Origin of the sequence: Planococcus chinensis (assembly GCF_020071995.1) — a bacterium.
Classification (GTDB): Bacteria; Bacillota; Bacilli; order Bacillales_A; family Planococcaceae; genus Planococcus; species Planococcus chinensis_A.
The window spans coordinates 1-21,046 of sequence record NZ_JABWTK010000014.1 but is presented as its reverse complement, the minus strand read 5'-3'; the positions used below and the strand labels follow the sequence as shown (position 1 = coordinate 21,046).

Here is a 21,046-nt window from a genome sequence, read left to right as displayed (position 1 = left end):
AGGAAGGAGGAAACACGAATGCCTAAAGTAGCTTTATTAAATCAAACTGGTTCTCAAGTTGGCGACATCGAATTGAACGACTATGTATTCGGTATCGAGCCAAATGAAGCCGTGTTATTCGACGCAGTAGTGATGCAACGCGCTTCACTTCGCCAAGGTAACCATAAAGTAAAAAACCGTTCTGAAGTAGCTGGTGGTGGTAAAAAGCCATGGCGCCAAAAAGGAACTGGACGTGCCCGTCAAGGTTCGATCCGTTCACCACAATGGCGTGGAGGCGGTATCGTATTCGGTCCGACACCACGTAGCTATAGCTATAAATTGCCTAAGAAAGTCCGTCGCTTGGCTCTACGCTCTGCGCTTTCATCTGCAGTAGTTGGAGAAAAATTGATGGTACTTGAAGGATTGACTTTTGATGCGCCAAAAACAAAAGCATTTACTAAATTGATGCAAGATCTTTCAATTGGTAAAAAAGCTTTGTTCGTAACTGCTGACCCGGATGAAAACGTAGCATTGTCTGCTCGCAACATCCAAGGTATGACAGTGGTAGCAGCAACTGGCATCAACGTTTTAGACTTGCTTGGACATGACAAAGTTGTTATGACTAAAGCAGCGATTGAGAAAATTGAGGAGGTGCTTAGTTAATGGAAGCACGTGATATTCTAAAGCGTCCGGTCATTACTGAGCGTTCTTCTGAAGTAATGGCAGATAAGAAGTACACTTTTGAAGTGGACACTCGCGCTAACAAAACACAAGTTAAACATGCGGTTCAAGAAATCTTTGGCGTGAAAGTTGAGAAAGTCAACATCATGAACTACAAAGGCAAATTCAAGCGCATGGGCAAACACGCAGGCTATACGAACAAACGCCGCAAAGCAATTGTTAAATTGACTGCTGACTCTAAAGACATCGAATTGTTCGAAATTTAATTTCTATAAGTTCTTAAAGAACTACTAACGAAGGAGGGAAACAACGTGGGGATTAGAAAATACAAACCTACCACTAACGGTCGTCGTAACATGACTACTTCGGATTTCGCTGAAATCACAACGAACAAGCCGGAAAAATCGCTTCTACAACCAACTAGACGCAAAGGCGGCCGTAATAACCAAGGTAAAATAACTGTACGCCATCACGGTGGTGGACATAAACGCCAATACCGCGTCATCGATTTCAAACGTAACAAAGATGGCATTCCAGGACGCGTTGCTACAATCGAGTACGATCCTAACCGTTCTGCAAACATCGCATTAATTCACTACGCTGACGGAGAAAAACGTTACATCTTGGCTCCTAAAGGAATCGAAGTTGGAACGCAAATCATGTCAGGCGTTGAAGCTGATATCAAACCAGGTAACGCACTTCCGTTGTCTAACATCCCAATGGGTTCTACAATCCATAACATTGAATTGAAGCCAGGCGGCGGCGGACAGCTAGTTCGTTCTGCAGGAACTTCAGCTCAGGTTCTTGGTAAAGAAGGCAAATACGTAACTGTTCGTTTGCAATCAGGCGAAGTTCGCATGATCCTTGCTACTTGCCGCGCTACAATCGGTGCTGTAGGCAACGAACAACACGAATTGATTAACATTGGTAAAGCAGGCCGTAGCCGCTGGTTAGGCAAACGCCCAACAGTCCGCGGATCTGTAATGAACCCGAACGATCACCCACACGGTGGTGGTGAAGGACGTTCGCCAATCGGACGTAAATCACCAATGTCTCCATGGGGCAAACCGACTCTTGGATACAAAACACGCAAGAAAACGAACAAGTCAGACAAGTTCATCGTGCGTCGTCGTAAAAAATAATTTGATTCCGCTACGGTTCAGCATAAGAACCGTGGTGCAATCACGAAGGGAGGATCCCAAATGGGCCGCAGCTTGAAAAAAGGACCTTTTGCTGATGATCATCTTATGAAAAAAGTTGAAGCGCAAAAGGACTCTGAGAAAAAACAAGTGATTAAAACTTGGTCTCGCCGTTCTACAATTTTCCCGACATTCATCGGACAAACAATTGCAGTATACGATGGCCGTAAGCACATCCCTGTATACGTAACTGAAGATATGGTAGGCCATAAACTAGGTGAATTTGCTCCAACACGCAAATACGCTAGTCATGGTGCAGACGATAAGAAAACAAGACGTTAATTGAGAGGAGGATTTCCCCATGCAAGCAAAAGCTGTTGCTAGAACAGTACGTATTGCTCCTCGTAAAGTCCGTTTAGTAGTAGATTTGATCCGAGGCAAGCAAATCGGCGAAGCCGTTGCAATTTTAAAACACACTCCAAAATCGTCATCGATTGTAATTGAGAAGTTATTAAAATCTGCAGCTGCTAATGCTGAACACAACTACGAAATGAACTTGGACAACCTGATTGTTAGCGAAGTATTCGTTGACGAAGGCCCAACATTGAAACGTTTCCGTCCACGTGCAATGGGACGCGCGAGCGCAATCAACAAACGTACAAGCCACATCACACTAGTGGTATCTGAGAAGAAGGAGGGATAATTCGTGGGACAAAAAATACATCCAATCGGGATGCGTATCGGAATCATTCGTGACTGGGAGTCAAAATGGTACGCTGAAAAAGACTATGCGACACTTCTTCACGAAGATATTAAAATCCGTGAATACATCGAAGCACGTTTGAAAGAAGCTTCAGTTTCTAAAATCGAAATTGAGCGCGCTGCAAACCGTGTAAACGTAACAATTCACACTGCGAAACCAGGTATGGTAATTGGTAAAGGTGGTTCTGAAGTAGAAGTACTTCGCAAACAGCTTAACTCTATGACTGGCAAGCGTGTACACATCAACATTATTGAAATCAAAAGAGCTGACCTTGATGCGAGACTAGTTGCTGAAAGTGTTGCACGTCAATTGGAAAACCGCGTGTCTTTCCGCCGTGCACAAAAACAAGCAATCCAGCGCACTATGCGTTCTGGCGCTAAAGGAATCAAAACTCAAGTATCTGGACGTCTAGGCGGCGCTGACATTGCGCGTGCTGAACACTACAGTGAAGGTACTGTTCCGCTCCATACGCTTCGTGCTGATATCGACTATGCACACGCTGAAGCAGACACTACTTACGGCAAACTTGGCGTAAAAGTATGGATCTACCGCGGTGAAGTCCTTCCAACTAAGAAGAAATCTGAGGAAGGAGGCAAATAATATGTTAATGCCTAAACGCGTTAAATATCGTCGTGAGCACCGCGGAAAAATGCGCGGAGAAGCTAAAGGCGGCAAAGAAATCGCATTCGGTGAATTTGGTCTCCAAGCTTTGGAATCATCTTGGATCACTAACCGCCAAATCGAAGCAGCTCGTATCTCCATGACTCGTTACATGAAACGTGGCGGTAAAGTCTGGATTAAAATTTTCCCGCATAAACCTTATACGAAAAAGCCTCTTGAGGTACGTATGGGATCCGGTAAAGGTTCGCCTGAAGGCTGGGTAGCGGTTGTTAAAACAGGTAAAGTAATGTTCGAACTAGCTGGAGTATCTGAAGAAGTGGCACGCGAAGCATTGCGCCTTGCATCTCACAAACTTCCGATCAAAACAAAGTTCGTAAAACGTGAAGAAATTGGTGGTGAATCGAATGAAAGCTAATGAAATCCGTGACTTAACCACTGCTGAAATCGAACAAAAAGTGAAATCACTGAAAGAAGAGCTTTTCAACCTTCGCTTCCAATTGGCTACTGGTCAATTAGAAAATACTGCTCGCATCCGCGAAGTACGTAAAGCGATCGCGCGTATGAAAACTGTGATTCATGAAAGAGAAATCAGTGGCAATAACTGATAATTCGAGAGGAGGTTTGCAAGTATGACTGAGCGTAACCAACGCAAAGTATACACAGGCCGTGTTGTGTCTGACAAAATGGACAAAACCGTTACAGTAATGGTTGAAACTCAAAAGAAGCACGCACTTTATGGCAAACGTGTAAAATACTCTAAGAAATTCAAGGCTCATGACGAGCTAAACGAAGCAAAAATGGGCGACATCGTTCGCATCATGGAAACTCGTCCGCTATCAGCTACTAAACGTTTCCGCGTATTGGAAATTGTAGAAAAAGCGGTTATTATCTAATTTAAATAATTTCGGAACCTAAGAAATTCCGAAGGGAGGTAACCTAAGTGATCCAACAGGAAAGTCGTTTAAAAGTTGCAGACAACTCGGGTGCTCGTGAAGTACTAGCGATTAAAGTACTTGGTGGTTCTGGTCGTAAGACTGCAAACATCGGTGACGTAATCGTTTGTACCGTGAAAAAAGCAACACCAGGTGGCGTTGTTAAGAAAGGTGAAGTCGTTAAGGCTGTCATCGTTCGCACGAAAAGCGGAGCTCGCCGTAAAGACGGTACTTACATTAAATTTGATGAAAATGCATGTGTTATTATCCGTGACGATAAAGGTCCACGTGGAACACGTATTTTCGGACCTGTTGCCCGCGAACTTCGCGACAACAACTTCATGAAAATCGTTTCACTTGCTCCTGAAGTTCTTTAATAAATCAATGTGCCATACCAAGGAGGTGCGACAGAATGCATGTTAAAAAAGGCGATACAGTTAAGGTAATCTCCGGTAAAGATAAAGGCAAAACAGGTGTTGTTTTGGCTGCTCTACCTAAGAAAGACCGTGTGCTTGTTGAAGGTATCAACATCATCAAAAAGCATACAAAACCGAACCAGGCAAACCCACAAGGTGGAATTGTCAGCCAAGAAGCAGCAATTCACGTTTCTAACGTTATGTTACTTGACCCTAAATCCGGCGAGCCGACTCGTGTAGGATACAAGGTTGAAGATGGTAAAAAAGTTCGTGTTGCAAAAAAATCCGGTGAAAAATTAGATAAATAAAATTCCTGAATGAAGGGAGGTACACACATGAACCGCCTAAAAGAAAAATATGTGAATGAAATCACTCCTGCTCTAGTGAGCAAGTTTGAATATAAATCAGTAATGCAAACACCTAAAGTCGATAAAATCGTTATCAACATGGGTGTGGGTGAAGCTGTTCAAAACACTAAGTCTCTAGACTCGGCTGTTGAAGAATTACAAACGATCACTGGTCAAAAACCAGTTATTACTAAAGCTAAGAAATCTATCGCTGGCTTCCGTCTTCGTGAAGGTATGCCTATCGGATGTAAAGTTACACTACGCGGAGAGCGTATGTATGACTTCCTGGATAAATTGATTGCTATCTCTCTTCCACGTGTACGTGACTTCCGTGGCGTTTCGAAAAAATCTTTCGACGGACGCGGTAACTACACACTTGGTGTGAAAGAACAATTGATCTTCCCTGAAATCGATTATGATAAAGTTTCTAAAGTACGCGGTATGGACATCGTAATTGTAACAACTGCGAACTCTGATGAAGAAGCTCGTGAGTTATTAACACAATTCGGAATGCCGTTCCAAAAGTAAACGTGAGGGAGGCGTAAACGTGGCTAAAAAATCTATGATCGCAAAACAAAAACGCACGCCAAAGTTTAAAGTACAAGAGTACACACGCTGTGAACGATGCGGACGTCCGCATTCAGTATTACGCAAATTTAAACTTTGCCGTATTTGTTTCCGTGAACTTGCATATGTGGGACAAATTCCTGGCGTCAAAAAAGCCAGCTGGTAATCCCCTAATTTGGGAAGGAGGTAAAAGTAATGACAATGACAGATCCGATTGCAGATATGCTGACACGCATTCGTAATGCGAACATGGTTCGTCACGAGAAATTAGAGCTTCCAGCTTCTAATGTGAAAAAAGACATCGCTGAAATTTTGAAGCGTGAAGGTTTCGTCCGTGACGTTGAATACGTTGAAGATGACAAACAAGGCATGATCCGTATCTTCTTGAAATACGGAGCTAACAACGAACGCGTTATTACTGGATTGAAACGTATTTCAAAACCAGGACTACGTGTTTATGCAAAAACTAATGAGGTGCCTCGTGTACTAAACGGTCTAGGAATCGCTTTGGTATCGACATCACAAGGTTTGGTAACTGATAAAGAAGCCCGCGCGAAACAAATCGGCGGAGAAATTATAGCATACGTTTGGTAATCAGAAACAAACGAATGGAGGTGCAATAGAATGTCACGTGTAGGTAAAAAACCAATCGAGGTACCTGCTGACGTTACTGTAACTGTCGCTGACGGCAACGTAGTAACTGTTAAAGGACCTAAAGGCGAGATGACTCGCGCATTTAACCAAGATATTACAATTTCTCAAGAAGAAAACGTGCTAACACTAACACGTCCTTCTGACTCGAAACAACACCGCACAATTCACGGAACTACTCGTGCTTTGCTTGCTAACATGATCCAAGGAACTTCACAAGGATTCGAGCGTGTGCTTGAATTGGTTGGGGTTGGATACCGTGCTCAGCTGCAAGGCCAGAAATTGGTTCTTAACGTAGGTTACTCTCACCCGGTAGAATTCACTCCGGAAGAAGGAATCTCTGTTGAAGTTCCATCGAACACACGAGTAGTCGTTAAAGGGATCGACAAAGAACGCGTTGGAGCTCTAGCTTCTAACATTCGCCAAGTACGTCCTCCAGAGCCATATAAAGGCAAAGGGATTCGTTACGAAGGGGAAAAAGTTCGCCGCAAAGAAGGTAAAACAGGTAAATAATGCTGCTTAGGCAGGCTGAAAGGAGTGACCTCAGTGATTACGAAACTCGATAAAAACGCATCTCGTAAAAAGCGTCATGCTCGCGTACGTTCAAAAATCACGGGTACAGCATCACGCCCGCGTTTAAACGTATTCCGTTCAAATAAATATATCTACGCTCAATTGATCGATGACGTAAACGGTGTAACACTAGTTAGCGCATCATCAATGGAAAAAGACTTCGAAGGTTCAAAAGGCAATATCGAAGCTGCAGCTAAAGTTGGCGAAACTATCGCAAAACGTGCTGTAGAACAAGGCTTGTCATCGATTGTTTTTGACCGCGGTGGTTATTTGTATCACGGGCGTATTAAAGCACTTGCAGAAGCTGCACGTGAAAATGGTTTACAATTTTAAAAGAAGGAGGGACACATTTCATGCGTCGTATTGATCCAAACAAACTTGAACTTGAAGAACGCGTAGTTACGATTAACCGCGTAGCGAAAGTTGTAAAAGGTGGACGTCGTTTCCGTTTCTCCGCATTAGTTGTTGTAGGCGACAAAAATGGTAATGTCGGTTTCGGTACTGGTAAAGCACAAGAAGTTCCAGATGCGATCCGTAAAGCTATTGAAGATGCGAAGAAAAACCTAATCGAAGTACCTATGGTTAAAGGTACAACTCCACATCTAGTAATCGGCCGCTTTGGTGCAGGCCAAATTCTTATCAAACCTGCTTCACCGGGTACTGGAGTAATTGCAGGCGGACCTGTCCGTGCGGTACTTGAACTTGCTGGAGTACAAGACATCTTGTCTAAATCTCTTGGTTCAAACACACCAATCAACATGGTACGTGCAACTATCAACGGTTTAACTCAACTGAAAAGTGCTGATGAAGTTGCAAAACTTCGCGGCAAAACTACAGAAGAGCTATTAGGATAAGGAGGGAAAATTACATGGCTACTAAACTAGAAATTACCCTCACAAAAAGCGTAATCGGTGCTAAACCGAACCAACGCAAAGTCGTTCAATCACTTGGACTTCGCAAAATGCATCAAACAGTTGAGCAGCAAGACAATGCAGCCGTTCGCGGAATGCTTGATAAAGTCGCTCACTTAGTAACTATCAAAGAAGTTTAATCCCTGATTTCTATAGAAGGAGGTGCCAACCAAATGAAACTTCATGAATTAAAACCAGCAGAAGGTTCACGCAGTTCTAGAAAGCGTATCGGACGCGGTATCGGTTCAGGTACTGGTAAAACAGCAGGTAAAGGTCATAAAGGTCAAAACGCACGTTCAGGCGGCGGAGTTCGTCCTGGATTCGAGGGTGGACAAAACCCATTGTTCCGTCGTTTGCCTAAACGCGGATTTACGAACATCAACCGCAAAGACTATGCTGTCGTAAACCTTGACGTATTGAACCGTTTCGACGAAGGCACAGAAATTACACCTGCATTGCTTATCGAATCAGGTGTTGTGAGCAACGAACGTTCTGGAATCAAGATTCTGGGCAACGGTAGCTTGGAGAAGAAACTGACTGTCAAAGCTCACAAATTCTCTGGATCAGCTAAAGAAGCTATTGAAGCTGCCGGTGGACAAACCGAGGTGCTTTAATGTTTCAGACAATCTCTAATTTTATGCGCGTGACTGATATTCGAAATAAAATTTTCTTTACATTACTGATGCTCGTCATTTTCCGGCTCGGAACTTTCATTCCGGTGCCTAATGTCGATGCAGCAGTTCTGCAAGCTACCGATCAAGCTGGCTTGATTGGATTCTTAAATACTTTCGGTGGAGGCGCCCTTGCTAACTTTTCGATTTTAGCGATGGGAATCATGCCATACATTACAGCGTCAATCATCGTGCAATTATTGCAGATGGACGTTGTACCGAAATTTGCTGAGTGGGCGAAACAAGGGGAAGTCGGAAGACGGAAACTTGCTCAATTCACTCGCTACTTCACAATTGTGCTAGCCTTTATTCAAGCGATCGGCATGTCTTACGGATTCAACCAGATTTATGGCGGATCTTTAATTCAGAACGATACGATTGCAACTTATGCAGTCATCGCGATTGTTTTGACCGGCGGTACAGCTTTTCTACTGTGGCTTGGTGAGCAGATTACGGCAAAAGGTGTGGGGAACGGTATTTCGATTATCATCTTCGCTGGGATTGTCGCTGCAATACCTGGAGCTATCAACCAATTATATGCTCAGCAGATCGAAGGAGCTGGAGATCAACTCCCGATCAACCTTGCTATCATGGCATTGCTGGCATTAGCAGTTGTTGCTGTTACTGTATTGGTCATTTATGTTCAGCAAGCGCTGCGCAAAATTCCGATCCAGTATGCAAAACGAGTTGCTGGCCGCGGCCAGACAGCGAATGCACAACAAACGCATCTACCTTTGAAAGTAAACTCGGCTGGGGTTATTCCGGTAATCTTCGCAGTGGCGTTTATCATCACGCCGCAAACCATTGCTTCATTCTTTGGTGCCAACGCGTTTACGGATGCGGTCCAGAATACGTTTGATTACACGCGTCCAGTCGGCATGATCATTTATGTCGCTTTGATTATTGCATTCACGTACTTCTACGCATTCATTCAGGTGAACCCTGAAAACATGTCGGATAACCTGAAAAAGCAAGGTGCTTATATTCCAGGAATCCGTCCGGGTAAAAATACGCAAGATTATTTAACAAGTGTGTTGTACCGTTTAACATTCGTCGGCGCTATTTTCCTTGCAGTCATTGCGGTTATGCCGATCCTTTTCATCAACCTTGCGGGCTTGCCCCAATCGGCTCAAATCGGCGGTACTAGCCTTTTGATTATTGTAGGGGTAGCACTTGAGACAATGAAACAACTGGAATCGCAACTTGTTAAACGTCATTATAAAGGCTTTATGAAATAATCAAGGGTCTTGGGGACGGTAAGACGTTCCTTGCTACTTGTCTGAGGGGGCAAAACCGTATGAATATCGTATTAATGGGTCTGCCAGGTGCCGGCAAAGGTACGCAGGCAGACAAAATTGTTGAGAAGTACGACATCCCTCATATTTCTACAGGTGATATGTTCCGGGCCGCTATCAAAGGCGGAACGAAACTAGGCTTGGAAGCAAAATCGTTCATGGATCAAGGGGCATTAGTGCCTGATGAAGTGACTATCGGTATCGTCCGTGAGCGTCTAAGTGCAGTGGATTGTGCAGAAGGCTTTCTATTAGATGGCTTTCCGCGTACAGTCCCACAAGCTGAAGCGCTGGAATCTCTTCTTGCCGATCTCGGCAAAAGAATCGAGCATGTCGTAAACATCCAAGTTGAACAAGATGAACTAATTGCACGTTTAACAGGCCGATGGATCTGTAAAGTTTGTGGAACTGCTTACCATACTGTGTTCAATCCTCCTCAAGTTGAGGGAGTTTGTGACAAAGATGGCGGAGAACTCTACCAGCGTGAAGATGATAAGCCTGAAACCGTCACGAAACGTTTAGAAGTCAACATTAACCAAACACAGCCGCTTCTTGATTTCTACGGAGACAAAGGCGTGCTGAAAAATATAAATGGACAGCAGGATATCCAAAAAGTATTTGCTGACATTGATGCTCTTCTAAAGGGCGACCGAGGTTAAGTCCCGGCGCCGGGCGCAGTTAGTTGCCTCCATGTGGCTTTAAGGAGCACCGGAGATATGAATTTTCGAGAGCTGCAAAAGCAAACAATGCCTAATTATATGAAGTCCGGTGCAGGGTTCACGATGTGCAATTGTGCACTGGAAATAGTATAATGGGTTTCGTGGAAGCATCTGTGTAACGGGTTTGGAACTCATCCAAGGCAGTCCGGACGGTCGAGGAAACATGAGTCAGACTGGCTAAACCGGATTACCCCCTCTCCGCATCTGCGGGCAGTGGAACTCGGAGACTGTCTTTCGAATGTCACTCATGCATTCCTGGTGAATGAATAAAACAATTCAATCAGCAAATACTGTTTGAAGATGAGAACCTGATTTGTATACAGAAGGGAGACTGGGTCGATGGCGAAAGACGATGTAATCGAAATTGAAGGAACAGTCGTTGAGACTTTGCCTAACGCGATGTTTAAAGTGGAACTGGAGAACGGCCATACGATTCTTGCGCATGTATCTGGCAAGATCCGCATGCACTTCATCCGCATTCTGCCAGGGGATAAAGTTACAGTAGAATTATCTCCTTACGATTTAACACGCGGTCGTATCACATACCGTTTTAAATAATCTTTTGCACTCCGGACTACTAAGGAGGTTGGGTTAGATGAAAGTGAGACCATCTGTAAAACCGATCTGTGAAAAATGTAAAGTTATTCGCAGAAACGGTAAAGTAATGGTAATCTGTGAAAATCCGAAACATAAACAAAGACAAGGCTAATATGAAGGAGGTGCATCATACACATGGCACGTATTGCTGGTGTTGACATTCCGCGCGACAAACGCGTTGTTATTTCATTAACATACATTTTCGGTATTGGTAAAACTACGGCTCAGAAAGTACTTGCTTCTGCTGGTATTTCTGAAGATACACGCGTTCGTGATCTTACTGAAGACGAGTTGAACAATATCCGTGAACAATTGGATCAATACAAAATTGAAGGTGACCTTCGCCGTGAAGTATCAATGAACATCAAACGCTTGATGGAAATTGCAAGCTTCCGTGGCATCCGCCACCGCCGTGGACTACCTGTACGCGGTCAAAATACGAAGAACAATGCGCGTACGCGTAAAGGTCCTCGTAAAACTGTAGCGAACAAGAAAAAATAATCAGTAAAGGAGGTTTCTTCTTAACATGGCACGTAAACAACAAACTCGTAAGCGTCGTGTGAAAAAGAATATCGAATCAGGTATTGCTCACATCCGCTCAACATTTAACAACACAATTGTTACAATTACAGATATGCAAGGGAACGCAGTATCATGGTCAAGCGCTGGTGCTTTAGGATTTAGAGGTTCTCGTAAATCTACACCTTTCGCTGCTCAAATGGCTGCTGAAACCGCTGCTAAAACTTCAATTGAACACGGTCTTAAAACTCTAGAAGTTACAGTTAAAGGTCCTGGTTCAGGTCGTGAGGCTGCAATCCGTGCGCTTCAAGCTGCTGGACTAGAAGTTACAGCTATCAAAGATGTAACTCCAGTTCCTCATAACGGTTGCCGTCCACCGAAACGCCGCCGCGTGTAATCGTTAATCTGAATAGGATTTTTGAACATCACGACTTACTGAATGTGTACCAACTTGTAGCGAAAGTCTGTGACTATCGAATTCTTGATTAAACGAAAAAAACACCGACGTTTTGAAGGAGGGTAAAATGAATGCTCGAAATAGAAAAACCAAAAATTGAAACGGTCGAGATCGACAGCAGTTCCAAATATGGAAAATTTGTTGTTGAACCGCTTGAGCGTGGATATGGTACAACTTTAGGTAACTCCTTACGTCGAATCTTACTTTCATCTTTACCAGGCGCTGCTGTTACTTCGATTCAAATTGACGGTGTATTACACGAATTCTCCACTGTTGAAGGTGTAGAAGAAGATGTAGCCTCTATCATTTTGAACATTAAGAAGCTGGCTTTGAAAATTTACTCTGACGAAGAAAAAGTCATTGAAATTGACGTCAAAGGTGATGGAACGGTTACGGCTGCAGATATCACGCACGACAGTGACGTGGAAATTTTGAATCCGGATTTATATATTGCAACGATCGCTAAAGGCGGCCACCTACGTATGCGCATGTATGCGAACCGAGGCCGTGGATATGCACGTGCAGATCAGAACAAACGTGACGATTTGCCGATTGGCGTTATCCCGGTTGATTCAATCTATACTCCTGTTTCACGTGTTAACTTCCAAGTAGAAAATACACGAGTGGGTCAACTCGCTAATTTCGATAAATTATCTCTTGATGTTTGGACAGATGGCAGCATTGGTCCAAAAGAGGCAATCGCACTTGGGGCTAAAATCTTTACTGAGCATTTAAATATCTTCGTTGGATTGACTGACGAGGCACAAACGGCTGAAATCATGGTTGAAAAAGAAGAAGACCAAAAAGAAAAAGTGCTTGAGATGACTATCGAAGAACTTGATCTTTCGGTTCGCTCTTACAACTGCTTAAAACGTGCGGGTATCAACACGGTACACGAACTGGCAAGCAAGTCGGAAGACGACATGATGAAAGTCCGCAACCTTGGACGCAAATCACTAGAAGAAGTTAAAGTGAAGTTGGAAGATTTGGGTCTAGGGCTTCGTAAAGAAGACTGAATACCAGGAATCTGATCCGAACTATTTAACAAAGGAGGGAAACTTCAATGAGAAAGCTTCAACGTACAAGTTCTCAACGTAAAGCACTATTACGTGACCTTACAACAGACTTAATCGTACATGAGCGCATTCAAACGACTGAAGCTCGTGCGAAAGAAGTGCGTTCGACTGTAGAAAAAATGATTACGCTTGGCAAACGTGGGGATCTTCACGCACGCCGTAAAGCTGCAGCATATATCCGCCGTGAGCTAGTAACATCTACTGACGCAGAAGGTAACGAAAACACAATCTTTGCTTTGCAAAAATTGTTTGATGACGTTGCTCCACGCTACGCAGAACGCCAAGGCGGCTACACGCGTATCATGAAAATGGGTCCTCGTCGCGGAGACGGTGCACCAATCGTTATCATCGAATTAGTTTAATTTAAATCATCTGATTCGGATTTAAGCCTTCGGATGAAATAGGCCGAAGCACTATTGAATTATTTGAAGAGGGTTCGCGCCCTCTTCTTTTAGCATCATGATTTATACGACAAATATGAAAAGCTGAGCGTTACGATGAGCGAGCCGAAAGGCGGCGACTTGTCTAGCTCTACGCACCTCATTCAACTCCGGCTTAAGCACCCGGAGAGCCATAGACAGATAAGCGCATTTCTCTGAATGAGGTGCGCGCTTTTTTTATTTATTTACCATTTTACATATGCTTACTGGACCGAGTAGAGTAGAGATAGGCAGTACAGAGGAGGTTAGCTGAGATGAATTCGATTATTATGTCATTCACAGATGTGACATTTACATATACGCCGGATGATCAGTCGGCAAGGCCTGCAGTAGCGGACCTGTCCTTTTCAATCGAAGAAGGGGAATGGATCGCTTTAGTCGGCCATAACGGATCGGGCAAATCGACCATCGCCAAATTGATGAATGGTTTGCTGTTTCCGCAAGCTGGAGAAGTGGTGGCGATGAACCTCACGATGTCAGAAGAAAGTTTATGGGATATCCGTTCCCAAATGGGGATGGTCTTTCAAAACCCCGACAACCAGTTTGTAGGGGCTACCGTCCAGGACGATGTAGCTTTTGCTTTGGAAAACAACGGAGTGCCTCATGAAGAGATGGTGGTGCGCGTGAAAGAATCTCTTCGCCAAGTAAAAATGGAAGATTATCTGGACCATGAACCGCATCATCTTTCAGGGGGTCAAAAGCAGCGGGTGGCGATAGCAGGAGCTCTCGCTTTGCGGCCGCGGCTATTGATTTTGGATGAGGCCACTTCTATGCTCGACCCACAAGGGCGGATGGAAGTGATTGAGACGATCCGTGAATTGCGGGAAGAAACCGGACTGACGGTTATTTCAATTACCCATGACTTGGAAGAGGCATCACTTGCTGACCGCATCATTGTGATGAACGCGGGGCACAAGCACAAAGAAGGAACACCGGAAGAAGTATTTCTGACCGGCAATGAACTGACAACGCTCGGCCTGGATCTGCCTTTTTCGATGCGCATGACGCATTTGCTGAGAGAAGCAGGGATACAGGTTCAAGGAGAACATATGACAGAAGACGAGCTGGTGGAGGAATTATGGACATTTTACTCCAAGAAGTAGGATACAGTTACGCCGTAAATACGCCGTTTGAAAAAAGGGCGCTGCACAACGTCAATATCCATATTCCATCCGGGTCGTATACGGCAATCATTGGCCATACCGGGTCCGGGAAATCGACTGTTTTGCAGCATTTGAACGCTTTGCTAAAGCCGACCGAAGGGTCTGTGGTAATTGGCGAGCAGCAAGTGGATGCCAAGACGAAAGGCAAGCATTTGCGGGACATCCGCCGTCAAGTCGGCATTGTCTTCCAATTTCCGGAACAGCAGCTGTTTGATGAAACGGTGTTGAAAGACATCATGTTCGGGCCGATGAATTATGGCGTTTCTGAAGAAGAAGCAAGCCGGCGAGCACACGAACTAGTGGAACAGCTGGGATTGCCGGCAGACGTATTAGAAAAATCGCCGTTTGATTTATCCGGCGGGCAAATGCGCCGTGTGGCTATTGCCGGTGTACTGGCGATGGAACCGGATGTACTGGTATTGGATGAACCAACAGCCGGACTGGATCCGAAAGGCCGCCGTGAGATTATGGATCTGTTTCATCGGCTCCACATTTCGAAAGGCTTAACTACCGTGCTTGTGACGCATAGCATGGAAGACGCTGCCCGCTATGCCGACCAAGTCGCCATCATGCATCAAGGCAAATGCGTGGCGACAGGGGAGCCGAAAGATATCTTTTCAAATGAAGAGCAATTGCTCGATTACCGCCTGGAGCCGCCGCGGACGATCCGTCTGCAACGGAAGCTTGAAGAAAAATTGGGAATAAAACTGGATAGCATTTCACTGACCGAAGAAGCCTTGGCTAAAAACCTGGCCCTTGCTCTTTTGGAAGGGCGTGAAGCTGAATGATGGAGAAAATGATATTTGGCCGTTTTATTCCAGGAGATTCGTTTGTCCATCGAATGGATCCTCGGGCAAAAATTCTATTTGTCTTTTTGTTTATTGCCATTGTTTTTGTAGCCAATAATACGCTGACCTATTTGCTCCTGCTGGCATTTACCTTCTTTGTGGTGTTTTTATCAAAGATTCGCCTTTATTTCTTAGTGAATGGCTTGAAGCCGGTCTTTATTCTATTGATTTTTACCTTTTTGCTGCATATCTTCTTTACGAAGGGAGGCGACCTTCTTTTTAGCTTCGGTTTTGTTGAGGTTTACGAAGAGGGGCTTCGGCAAGGGATTTTCATCTCAATCCGCTTCCTGGTGCTGGTGTTTATCACGAGCATATTAACACTGACGACTTCACCGATTTCGATTACGGATGGCATTGAAGTGCTTCTGGGGCCTTTTAAACGCATCAAATTGCCGGTGCATGAATTGGCGCTGATGATGTCAATCTCACTGCGCTTCATTCCGACTTTGATGGACGAGACGGGCAAGATTCTGAAAGCACAGATGGCAAGAGGCTCGGATATCGGATCGGGTCCGTTGAAGAAGCGGATCAAAGCCGTCGTGCCGCTCCTGATTCCTTTGTTTGTCAGTGCCTTTAAACGGGCCGAGGACTTGGCAACCGCTATGGAAGTGCGCGGTTACCGTGGAGGGGAAGGCAGAACACGCTACCGCCAGCTGGATTGGCGGATGAGAGATACGCTGAGCTTGTTGATGTTAGTTGGATTTACAGCAGTGCTCTGGTATTTCCGGACGTAAGGAGAGAACTATGAAACGATACAAAGCAACTATTGCTTACGACGGTTCGGGGTTTGCGGGCTATCAGGTCCAGCCGGATTCGCGTACCGTCCAGCAAGAATTGATGGCTATTTTAAAAACGATTCACAAGGGAGAAGTGGTCCAGGTCGTGGCAAGCGGACGCACGGATGCCAAAGTGCACGCCACAGGCCAAGTCATCCATTTCGACAGCCCATTCAATATTCCTTTGAGCGGCTGGCTAAAAGCGCTGAATGTGCTGCTGCCGGAAGACATCCGGGTACATGCGATTGAGGAAGTGGATCTTTCTTTCCATGCGCGTTACCATACGAGCGGAAAAACTTACCGCTATAAATGGGACCGCAGCAAAATCATCAGCCCGTTTACACGCAATTACATGGTACATGTCAAACAGCGCCCGGATGTGGAACAAATGAGGATAGCCGCAGAAGCAATTCTCGGCACCCATGATTTTTCAAGTTTTTGTGCGGCGAATACCGGAGTGGTGGATAAAGTCCGCACTGTCCGGCGCCTGGAGCTGGAAGAACACGGGGAAGAATTGCATATGGTGATTGAAGGATCCGGTTTTCTGTACAATATGGTGCGCATCATTGCAGGCACCTTGATGGAAGTGGGCACCGGCCGAAGAGCTGCTTCCGACCTTGCTGGAATCGTTGCAGCGGCTGACCGGAGCAAAGCGGGAAAAACCGCGGCAGCCCACGGTTTGTACTTGGAAAAAGTGGAGTACGAAAGCTGAAGCAACTTTTCCAGGTGTTTTTGGAAAAACCCTTGACTTTCGAGTCTATCCGTTATATGATGATGTATGGTATTTTCATTACCCCCACGATATGCCCCGGAAGGTTATTTGTGTTATGGGATAACGAAAAAACGGAACAACGGAACGAACATGTAACAACGGAACATGATTATAAAAAGAGATGATATTTTAGGAGGACAATATACATGCGTACAACATTCATGGCTAAAGGTCACGAAGTCGAGCGTAAATGGTTGGTTGTCGATGCAGAAGGGCAAACTCTTGGACGTTTAGCTTCTGAAGTCGCTTCAATCCTACGCGGTAAATACAAACCAACATTCACACCACACGTTGACACAGGTGATCACGTAATCATCATCAACGCTGAAAAGATTCACCTTACAGGCAAAAAACTTACGGACAAAATCTACTACCGCCACACGCAATACTCAGGTGGTTTGAAACAGCGTACTGCTCTTGAAATGCGCACAAACTACCCAACTAAAATGCTTGAATTGGCTATCAAAGGAATGCTTCCTAAAAACACTTTGGGCCGTCAGCAGTTCAAAAAATTACACGTTTATGCTGGACCAGAGCATAACCACCAAGCACAACAACCAGAAGCTTACACACTTCGCGGATAAACATTAGTAAATAAGAGGAGGATACACCCTTGGCACAAGTTCAATATATTGGTACAGGTCGCCGTAAAAACTCTACAGCTCGCGTACGTTTAGTACCAGGAGACGGCACAATTACAATCAACAACCGTGACGTATCGGATTACGTTCCATACGAAACACTTGAACAAATCATCAAACAACCACTAGTAGCTACTGAAACTCTAGGAAGCTATGATGTGCTTGTAAACGTAAGAGGCGGAGGCTTCACAGGTCAAGCTGGAGCAGTACGCCACGGAATCGCACGCGCTCTACTTACTGTAGACCCTGCTTTCCGTCCAGCTTTGAAATCTGCTGGATTGCTAACTCGTGACCCACGTATGAAAGAACGTAAGAAACCAGGTTTGCGTTCAGCTCGTCGTGCACCACAGTTCTCAAAACGTTAATATTACAGAAACCCCTTTTTCTCTCCGGAGAAGAGGGGTTTTGTTTTTGTCCGGGAAGTTTTGCAAGCAGCGATACTTCCGCTTTTCTTGTCTAGCTGCAGCGCCTAGCTCCTCGGGGTAAAAGCTATCTCGCTTAAAGTCATGCTCCTTCAGCACTGCGTGCTTCGTCGCAAAGTTATGGCGCAAATTTCATTTGACCATAACTTGCCTGTCGGAGCTGAACAGGCGCTTCCGCTTTTCTTGTTGTCCAGCTGCAGCGCCTAGCTCCTCGGGGTCTTAAGTCAGCCCACTACGGAAATCAGGATTTCCTGCGTGTTCTGCCTTAAGCCTGTCGGAGCTGACCAGGCGCTTCCGCTTTTCTTGTTGTCCAGCTGCGGCGCCTAATCCCTCGAGACGCTTCAGTTTCGCTGCGAATGGCAAAGAACGCCATTCACTACGAACCCTCCAGCGCTTGTCGGGATTAACCAGGCGCTTCCGCTTTTCTTTTAGAAGACAGAATACATTTAAAATGAAAGGGTCTATGATATAATTTACGGTGAGCAAAAGTGATAGGGAGTGTAGGATATGTTAACTGAAGTACAAGTTCGCGAGTTACTCGGAGAGTTACAAGATCCGTTTTTACATAGATCGCTGACGGAAACAAACGGCATCACGTCTGTGAAAATAAAAGAAGAAAAAAACCACGTAAGCGTTAAACTGGCGATTGCCAAAACGAATACGCCTGAACAGATGCAAATGCAAATGAAAGTGGTAGAAATTTTAAAAGGAGCGGGAGCCGGATCTGTCGGTATCCGGTTTGAAGAGTTGGCGCCGGAGACTTTGGCGCAGTTCCGCGGGACGGCAAGTGAATCGGAAGCACAGGATTTACTTTCTCCATTAAACAAAGTTGAATTCATTTCGATTGCGAGCGGAAAAGGCGGCGTCGGCAAATCAACGGTTTCTGTCAACCTGGCTGTTGCTCTTGCACGCCTTGGCAAAAAAGTCGGTTTAATTGATGCGGATATTTACGGCTTTAGTGTTCCGGATATGATGGGAATCGATAAAGTGCCCGTAGTTCGCGGAAATACCATTATTCCGGTGGAACGCTTTGGCGTAAAAGTAATTTCAATGGGCTTCTTTGTAGAAGACAATATGCCGGTTGTATGGCGCGGCCCGATGCTTGGGAAAGTGCTGGATCAATTCTTCCGCGATGTTGAATGGGGAGACCTGGACTACCTGTTGCTTGACTTGCCGCCAGGAACAGGCGACGTTGCCTTGGACATCCACCAGATGCTGCCGGCTTCAAAAGAAATTGTTGTGACGACTCCGCATCCGACTGCTGCGTTCGTAGCAGCTCGCGCTGGTGCGATGGCTATCCAAACCGATCATGAAGTTCTTGGGGTTATTGAAAACATGTCTTGGTTTGAAAGCAAGGAAACAGGCAAGAAAGAATACTTATTCGGCCAAGGCGGAGGTCCGAAACTTGCTGAAGAATTGCAAGTGCCATTGCTGGGGCAGATTCCTTTAGGCCAGCCGGATTGGAACGAAGCAGACTTTGCGCCGTCGGTATATTTGGAAGATCACCCAACTGGTAAAATTTACGGCGAAATTGCTGAACAGATTTTGGTTCAGTTTGCCAAAAAATAAAAAAAGCGATCCTGAAAGCCGATTTTGGCTTTCGGGATTTTTTATTTTTGACAAATTGTCACGACTGTCAAGCATTGTTCACATCAAACCTGTGCGGCCGATGGATTTTTTTGTTGGGGGTTGATACAATCTTAAGAGGATTTCAAACAATGGAGGCATTTACGTGACTATACGAAATTGGGTTAAGTTTTTCTTTAAAGCGCTTTTAATCGGTGGAGCAGTAACCGGTATTCTCGGCATCTTCATCCGCTGGAATGATATATTTTCAAAACCTGTAGCAAACGGCGAATGGGGAGAAGTCCTTGCAGCATTTGTTTGGCTGGTCATTATCGGATTGACGATGAGCATTATTAGCCAGTTATGCTTCTTTGCTTATTTGACGGTACATCAGATCGGTATGAATATTTTCCGCACTTTGCGCCTCTGGAATTGGGTCCAAGTGCTGATTATTGTGGTGGTAATATTGGATTTGATTGTGTTCCGATTCGGTCCGAATGCTGAAACATCCGGGCAGGTTTGGCTGTATGGCATCCTGTTGGCGGTTCTGCTGGTTACAGCATTTACCACCGCGTACTTTAAAGCGAAGTGGACAAACAAAGAAACGTTCATTTCCGCTTTGTTCTTCATGATTGTTATTACGACCGTAGAATGGCTGCCGGCCTTGATGGTAGACGCAGGAAACATCGATAGCTGGGTTACCTTGTTGCTGTTCCCGTTTTTGGCTGTGAATGCTTATCAGCTATTGGTGTTGCCAAAATATAATGAGCAGTCTGATGTTGACCGCCAGAAGCTGGAAGAGCGGCGCGCGGCACGCAAAGCTGCTGCGCAAGCAAGTCCTAAAAAATAATATTCATTTAAAATCACCTTGGGTTCTTTCTTAATAGAAGGAAGCTAAGGTGATTTTTTAGTAGATAGAGAATGAAAGAACTTGAATAAATACACCAATGATTAAAATTTCAGAAAAACAATTTAGAGTTAAAATAGGGGAATGAAATGAAAAAATACGAAGGGTGAGCTGCCGGCGAAAACGCATAACAGCAAGCTTTTAGAAGCGTTGCGATAAAGAAAGCAAAAAAGAAAAAAGAACTTTAGAAAAAACTTTTCCAAATGTGTTGACAGGAATATAAACATGCTTTAATATAATAAAAGTCGCCAAGCAACAACGAACAACATAAACGATAACGGCGACACAATATGAACCTTGAAAACTGAACAGCAAAACGTCAACGAAAGACGTCACGAGCGCCTTGGCGCGAGAACGGCTTTTGCGAAGGTTGCCTTAGGCAATCGGAGCAAGGGGTCGTGAGCAACACGGTGTTCGTGGCTTAACTTACTGATCAGGCAATGCCAGATCAAGCGACTCGCGCGTTCTTCGGAACGGCGAGACGCCAGCAGAATTTGAGCAATCGGTTCTCTATAATGGAGAGTTTGATCCTGGCTCAGGACGAACGCTGGCGGCGTGCCTAATACATGCAAGTCGAGCGGAAGTTGAAGAGCTTGCTCT

The 21,046-nt window shown here is 44.9% G+C and carries 35 protein-coding genes and 1 rRNA gene; all 36 read left to right on the top strand.

The genetic code is table 11. The features are described 5' to 3' along the window. Positions 1–18: 18 nt before the first annotated feature. Positions 19–642 carry a 50S ribosomal protein L4 gene (gene rplD, locus HU147_RS17170; protein WP_036803899.1) on the top strand — a complete coding sequence of 208 codons (624 nt, stop codon included), beginning with the start codon at positions 19–21 and terminating at the stop codon, positions 640–642. Next, the gene (gene rplW / locus HU147_RS17165) at positions 642–926 is read left to right on the top strand and encodes a 50S ribosomal protein L23 (protein ID WP_036803901.1); all 285 of its coding nucleotides are present in this window, start codon (positions 642–644) and stop codon (positions 924–926) included. The genes rplD and rplW overlap by 1 nt, the downstream gene beginning before the upstream one ends. Positions 927–971: 45 nt before the next feature. Then, positions 972–1,802 carry a 50S ribosomal protein L2 gene (gene rplB / locus HU147_RS17160; protein WP_036803904.1) on the top strand — a complete coding sequence of 277 codons (831 nt, stop codon included), beginning with the start codon at positions 972–974 and terminating at the stop codon, positions 1,800–1,802. A 60-nt stretch (positions 1,803–1,862) separates the two neighbouring features. After that, on the top strand, positions 1,863–2,141 hold the full coding sequence (gene rpsS / locus HU147_RS17155) for a 30S ribosomal protein S19 (RefSeq protein ID WP_071152059.1): 279 nt from the start codon (positions 1,863–1,865) through the stop codon (positions 2,139–2,141). 19 nt (positions 2,142–2,160) lie between these two features. Continuing rightward, positions 2,161–2,502, top strand: coding sequence for a 50S ribosomal protein L22 (gene rplV, locus HU147_RS17150; protein WP_036803906.1), 342 nt, complete (start codon positions 2,161–2,163; stop codon positions 2,500–2,502). A gap of 3 nt (positions 2,503–2,505) precedes the next feature. Next, a complete protein-coding gene (rpsC, locus tag HU147_RS17145; RefSeq protein ID WP_036803908.1) occupies positions 2,506–3,162 on the top strand; it encodes a 30S ribosomal protein S3 in 657 nt (218 codons plus the stop codon). Position 3,163: 1 nt separating this feature from the next. Beyond that, positions 3,164–3,598, top strand: coding sequence for a 50S ribosomal protein L16 (gene rplP, locus HU147_RS17140; protein WP_036803910.1), 435 nt, complete (start codon positions 3,164–3,166; stop codon positions 3,596–3,598). Continuing rightward, positions 3,588–3,788 (top strand): 50S ribosomal protein L29, encoded by a 201-nt coding sequence (rpmC, locus tag HU147_RS17135; RefSeq protein WP_036803912.1) that lies wholly within the window; start codon positions 3,588–3,590, stop codon positions 3,786–3,788. The genes rplP and rpmC overlap by 11 nt, the downstream gene beginning before the upstream one ends. Positions 3,789–3,812: 24 nt before the next feature. Next, entirely contained in the window at positions 3,813–4,076 is a 264-nt protein-coding gene (rpsQ, locus tag HU147_RS17130; protein WP_036803914.1) for a 30S ribosomal protein S17, read from the top strand. A 47-nt stretch (positions 4,077–4,123) separates the two neighbouring features. Continuing rightward, positions 4,124–4,492, top strand: coding sequence for a 50S ribosomal protein L14 (gene rplN / locus HU147_RS17125; protein WP_036803916.1), 369 nt, complete (start codon positions 4,124–4,126; stop codon positions 4,490–4,492). A 35-nt stretch (positions 4,493–4,527) separates the two neighbouring features. Beyond that, the gene (gene rplX, locus HU147_RS17120) at positions 4,528–4,839 is read left to right on the top strand and encodes a 50S ribosomal protein L24 (RefSeq protein WP_036803921.1); all 312 of its coding nucleotides are present in this window, start codon (positions 4,528–4,530) and stop codon (positions 4,837–4,839) included. A gap of 27 nt (positions 4,840–4,866) precedes the next feature. After that, a complete protein-coding gene (gene rplE, locus HU147_RS17115) occupies positions 4,867–5,406 on the top strand; it encodes a 50S ribosomal protein L5 (RefSeq protein WP_036803924.1) in 540 nt (179 codons plus the stop codon). A gap of 19 nt (positions 5,407–5,425) precedes the next feature. Then, positions 5,426–5,611 (top strand): 30S ribosomal protein S14, encoded by a 186-nt coding sequence (gene rpsN, locus HU147_RS17110; protein ID WP_006828941.1) that lies wholly within the window; start codon positions 5,426–5,428, stop codon positions 5,609–5,611. A 29-nt stretch (positions 5,612–5,640) separates the two neighbouring features. Beyond that, entirely contained in the window at positions 5,641–6,039 is a 399-nt protein-coding gene (gene rpsH / locus HU147_RS17105; protein ID WP_006828942.1) for a 30S ribosomal protein S8, read from the top strand. 30 nt (positions 6,040–6,069) lie between these two features. Further along, positions 6,070–6,609 (top strand): 50S ribosomal protein L6, encoded by a 540-nt coding sequence (gene rplF, locus HU147_RS17100; protein ID WP_224077343.1) that lies wholly within the window; start codon positions 6,070–6,072, stop codon positions 6,607–6,609. 33 nt (positions 6,610–6,642) lie between these two features. After that, positions 6,643–7,002, top strand: coding sequence for a 50S ribosomal protein L18 (rplR, locus tag HU147_RS17095; RefSeq protein ID WP_224077342.1), 360 nt, complete (start codon positions 6,643–6,645; stop codon positions 7,000–7,002). Between the two features lie 20 nt (positions 7,003–7,022). After that, complete coding sequence (gene rpsE / locus HU147_RS17090; protein WP_036803933.1) at positions 7,023–7,523, top strand: 30S ribosomal protein S5; 501 nt, start codon at positions 7,023–7,025, stop codon at positions 7,521–7,523. Between the two features lie 14 nt (positions 7,524–7,537). Further along, entirely contained in the window at positions 7,538–7,720 is a 183-nt protein-coding gene (gene rpmD, locus HU147_RS17085) for a 50S ribosomal protein L30 (protein ID WP_036803937.1), read from the top strand. Between the two features lie 33 nt (positions 7,721–7,753). After that, positions 7,754–8,194 (top strand): 50S ribosomal protein L15, encoded by a 441-nt coding sequence (gene rplO, locus HU147_RS17080; RefSeq protein WP_036803939.1) that lies wholly within the window; start codon positions 7,754–7,756, stop codon positions 8,192–8,194. Then, positions 8,194–9,489, top strand: coding sequence for a preprotein translocase subunit SecY (secY, locus tag HU147_RS17075; protein ID WP_224077341.1), 1,296 nt, complete (start codon positions 8,194–8,196; stop codon positions 9,487–9,489). The genes rplO and secY overlap by 1 nt, the downstream gene beginning before the upstream one ends. 59 nt (positions 9,490–9,548) lie before the next feature. Continuing rightward, positions 9,549–10,202 carry an adenylate kinase gene (locus HU147_RS17070; RefSeq protein ID WP_224077340.1) on the top strand — a complete coding sequence of 218 codons (654 nt, stop codon included), beginning with the start codon at positions 9,549–9,551 and terminating at the stop codon, positions 10,200–10,202. A gap of 399 nt (positions 10,203–10,601) precedes the next feature. Continuing rightward, positions 10,602–10,820 carry a translation initiation factor IF-1 gene (gene infA, locus HU147_RS17065; RefSeq protein WP_006828950.1) on the top strand — a complete coding sequence of 73 codons (219 nt, stop codon included), beginning with the start codon at positions 10,602–10,604 and terminating at the stop codon, positions 10,818–10,820. A gap of 37 nt (positions 10,821–10,857) precedes the next feature. Then, the gene (gene rpmJ, locus HU147_RS17060) at positions 10,858–10,971 is read left to right on the top strand and encodes a 50S ribosomal protein L36 (protein WP_006828951.1); all 114 of its coding nucleotides are present in this window, start codon (positions 10,858–10,860) and stop codon (positions 10,969–10,971) included. A 23-nt stretch (positions 10,972–10,994) separates the two neighbouring features. Beyond that, a complete protein-coding gene (gene rpsM / locus HU147_RS17055) occupies positions 10,995–11,360 on the top strand; it encodes a 30S ribosomal protein S13 (RefSeq protein WP_036803947.1) in 366 nt (121 codons plus the stop codon). A gap of 25 nt (positions 11,361–11,385) precedes the next feature. Further along, entirely contained in the window at positions 11,386–11,775 is a 390-nt protein-coding gene (rpsK, locus tag HU147_RS17050) for a 30S ribosomal protein S11 (protein WP_006828953.1), read from the top strand. Between the two features lie 131 nt (positions 11,776–11,906). Continuing rightward, positions 11,907–12,851 carry a DNA-directed RNA polymerase subunit alpha gene (locus HU147_RS17045; RefSeq protein WP_036803951.1) on the top strand — a complete coding sequence of 315 codons (945 nt, stop codon included), beginning with the start codon at positions 11,907–11,909 and terminating at the stop codon, positions 12,849–12,851. A gap of 47 nt (positions 12,852–12,898) precedes the next feature. After that, a complete protein-coding gene (gene rplQ, locus HU147_RS17040; RefSeq protein ID WP_036803955.1) occupies positions 12,899–13,273 on the top strand; it encodes a 50S ribosomal protein L17 in 375 nt (124 codons plus the stop codon). A 332-nt stretch (positions 13,274–13,605) separates the two neighbouring features. After that, complete coding sequence (locus tag HU147_RS17035; protein WP_224077339.1) at positions 13,606–14,454, top strand: energy-coupling factor ABC transporter ATP-binding protein; 849 nt, start codon at positions 13,606–13,608, stop codon at positions 14,452–14,454. Beyond that, positions 14,430–15,302, top strand: coding sequence for an energy-coupling factor ABC transporter ATP-binding protein (locus HU147_RS17030; protein ID WP_224077338.1), 873 nt, complete (start codon positions 14,430–14,432; stop codon positions 15,300–15,302). The genes HU147_RS17035 and HU147_RS17030 overlap by 25 nt, the downstream gene beginning before the upstream one ends. After that, complete coding sequence (locus HU147_RS17025) at positions 15,299–16,096, top strand: energy-coupling factor transporter transmembrane component T family protein (RefSeq protein ID WP_224077337.1); 798 nt, start codon at positions 15,299–15,301, stop codon at positions 16,094–16,096. Before HU147_RS17030 ends, HU147_RS17025 begins: the two co-directional genes overlap by 4 nt. A 10-nt stretch (positions 16,097–16,106) precedes the next feature. Continuing rightward, entirely contained in the window at positions 16,107–16,850 is a 744-nt protein-coding gene (gene truA / locus HU147_RS17020; RefSeq protein ID WP_224077336.1) for a tRNA pseudouridine(38-40) synthase TruA, read from the top strand. Between the two features lie 206 nt (positions 16,851–17,056). Then, positions 17,057–17,494 carry a 50S ribosomal protein L13 gene (gene rplM / locus HU147_RS17015; protein ID WP_224077335.1) on the top strand — a complete coding sequence of 146 codons (438 nt, stop codon included), beginning with the start codon at positions 17,057–17,059 and terminating at the stop codon, positions 17,492–17,494. A 29-nt stretch (positions 17,495–17,523) separates the two neighbouring features. After that, positions 17,524–17,916, top strand: coding sequence for a 30S ribosomal protein S9 (rpsI, locus tag HU147_RS17010; RefSeq protein ID WP_036803984.1), 393 nt, complete (start codon positions 17,524–17,526; stop codon positions 17,914–17,916). Positions 17,917–18,480: 564 nt separating this feature from the next. After that, entirely contained in the window at positions 18,481–19,542 is a 1,062-nt protein-coding gene (locus tag HU147_RS17005) for an Mrp/NBP35 family ATP-binding protein (protein WP_224077334.1), read from the top strand. A 163-nt stretch (positions 19,543–19,705) separates the two neighbouring features. Beyond that, positions 19,706–20,389, top strand: coding sequence for a KinB-signaling pathway activation protein (locus tag HU147_RS17000; RefSeq protein WP_224077333.1), 684 nt, complete (start codon positions 19,706–19,708; stop codon positions 20,387–20,389). 569 nt (positions 20,390–20,958) lie between these two features. Then, positions 20,959–21,046: ribosomal RNA gene (locus HU147_RS16995) — 16S ribosomal RNA — on the top strand; the annotation flags it as partial.

Coding starts and splice junctions, on each gene's coding strand:
- rplD (WP_036803899.1), top strand. CDS start 19: ATGCCTAAAGTAGCTTTATTAAATCAAACTGGTTCTCAAGTTGGCGAC.
- rplW (WP_036803901.1), top strand. CDS start 642: ATGGAAGCACGTGATATTCTAAAGCGTCCGGTCATTACTGAGCGTTCT.
- rpsS (WP_071152059.1), top strand. CDS start 1,863: ATGGGCCGCAGCTTGAAAAAAGGACCTTTTGCTGATGATCATCTTATG.
- rplV (WP_036803906.1), top strand. CDS start 2,161: ATGCAAGCAAAAGCTGTTGCTAGAACAGTACGTATTGCTCCTCGTAAA.
- rplP (WP_036803910.1), top strand. CDS start 3,164: ATGTTAATGCCTAAACGCGTTAAATATCGTCGTGAGCACCGCGGAAAA.
- rpmC (WP_036803912.1), top strand. CDS start 3,588: ATGAAAGCTAATGAAATCCGTGACTTAACCACTGCTGAAATCGAACAA.
- rpsQ (WP_036803914.1), top strand. CDS start 3,813: ATGACTGAGCGTAACCAACGCAAAGTATACACAGGCCGTGTTGTGTCT.
- rplX (WP_036803921.1), top strand. CDS start 4,528: ATGCATGTTAAAAAAGGCGATACAGTTAAGGTAATCTCCGGTAAAGAT.
- rplE (WP_036803924.1), top strand. CDS start 4,867: ATGAACCGCCTAAAAGAAAAATATGTGAATGAAATCACTCCTGCTCTA.
- rpsH (WP_006828942.1), top strand. CDS start 5,641: ATGACAATGACAGATCCGATTGCAGATATGCTGACACGCATTCGTAAT.
- rplF (WP_224077343.1), top strand. CDS start 6,070: ATGTCACGTGTAGGTAAAAAACCAATCGAGGTACCTGCTGACGTTACT.
- rpsE (WP_036803933.1), top strand. CDS start 7,023: ATGCGTCGTATTGATCCAAACAAACTTGAACTTGAAGAACGCGTAGTT.
- rpmD (WP_036803937.1), top strand. CDS start 7,538: ATGGCTACTAAACTAGAAATTACCCTCACAAAAAGCGTAATCGGTGCT.
- rplO (WP_036803939.1), top strand. CDS start 7,754: ATGAAACTTCATGAATTAAAACCAGCAGAAGGTTCACGCAGTTCTAGA.
- secY (WP_224077341.1), top strand. CDS start 8,194: ATGTTTCAGACAATCTCTAATTTTATGCGCGTGACTGATATTCGAAAT.
- HU147_RS17070 (WP_224077340.1), top strand. CDS start 9,549: ATGAATATCGTATTAATGGGTCTGCCAGGTGCCGGCAAAGGTACGCAG.
- infA (WP_006828950.1), top strand. CDS start 10,602: ATGGCGAAAGACGATGTAATCGAAATTGAAGGAACAGTCGTTGAGACT.
- rpmJ (WP_006828951.1), top strand. CDS start 10,858: ATGAAAGTGAGACCATCTGTAAAACCGATCTGTGAAAAATGTAAAGTT.
- rpsM (WP_036803947.1), top strand. CDS start 10,995: ATGGCACGTATTGCTGGTGTTGACATTCCGCGCGACAAACGCGTTGTT.
- rpsK (WP_006828953.1), top strand. CDS start 11,386: ATGGCACGTAAACAACAAACTCGTAAGCGTCGTGTGAAAAAGAATATC.
- HU147_RS17045 (WP_036803951.1), top strand. CDS start 11,907: ATGCTCGAAATAGAAAAACCAAAAATTGAAACGGTCGAGATCGACAGC.
- rplQ (WP_036803955.1), top strand. CDS start 12,899: ATGAGAAAGCTTCAACGTACAAGTTCTCAACGTAAAGCACTATTACGT.
- HU147_RS17035 (WP_224077339.1), top strand. CDS start 13,606: ATGAATTCGATTATTATGTCATTCACAGATGTGACATTTACATATACG.
- HU147_RS17030 (WP_224077338.1), top strand. CDS start 14,430: ATGGACATTTTACTCCAAGAAGTAGGATACAGTTACGCCGTAAATACG.
- HU147_RS17025 (WP_224077337.1), top strand. CDS start 15,299: ATGATGGAGAAAATGATATTTGGCCGTTTTATTCCAGGAGATTCGTTT.
- truA (WP_224077336.1), top strand. CDS start 16,107: ATGAAACGATACAAAGCAACTATTGCTTACGACGGTTCGGGGTTTGCG.
- rplM (WP_224077335.1), top strand. CDS start 17,057: ATGCGTACAACATTCATGGCTAAAGGTCACGAAGTCGAGCGTAAATGG.
- HU147_RS17005 (WP_224077334.1), top strand. CDS start 18,481: ATGTTAACTGAAGTACAAGTTCGCGAGTTACTCGGAGAGTTACAAGAT.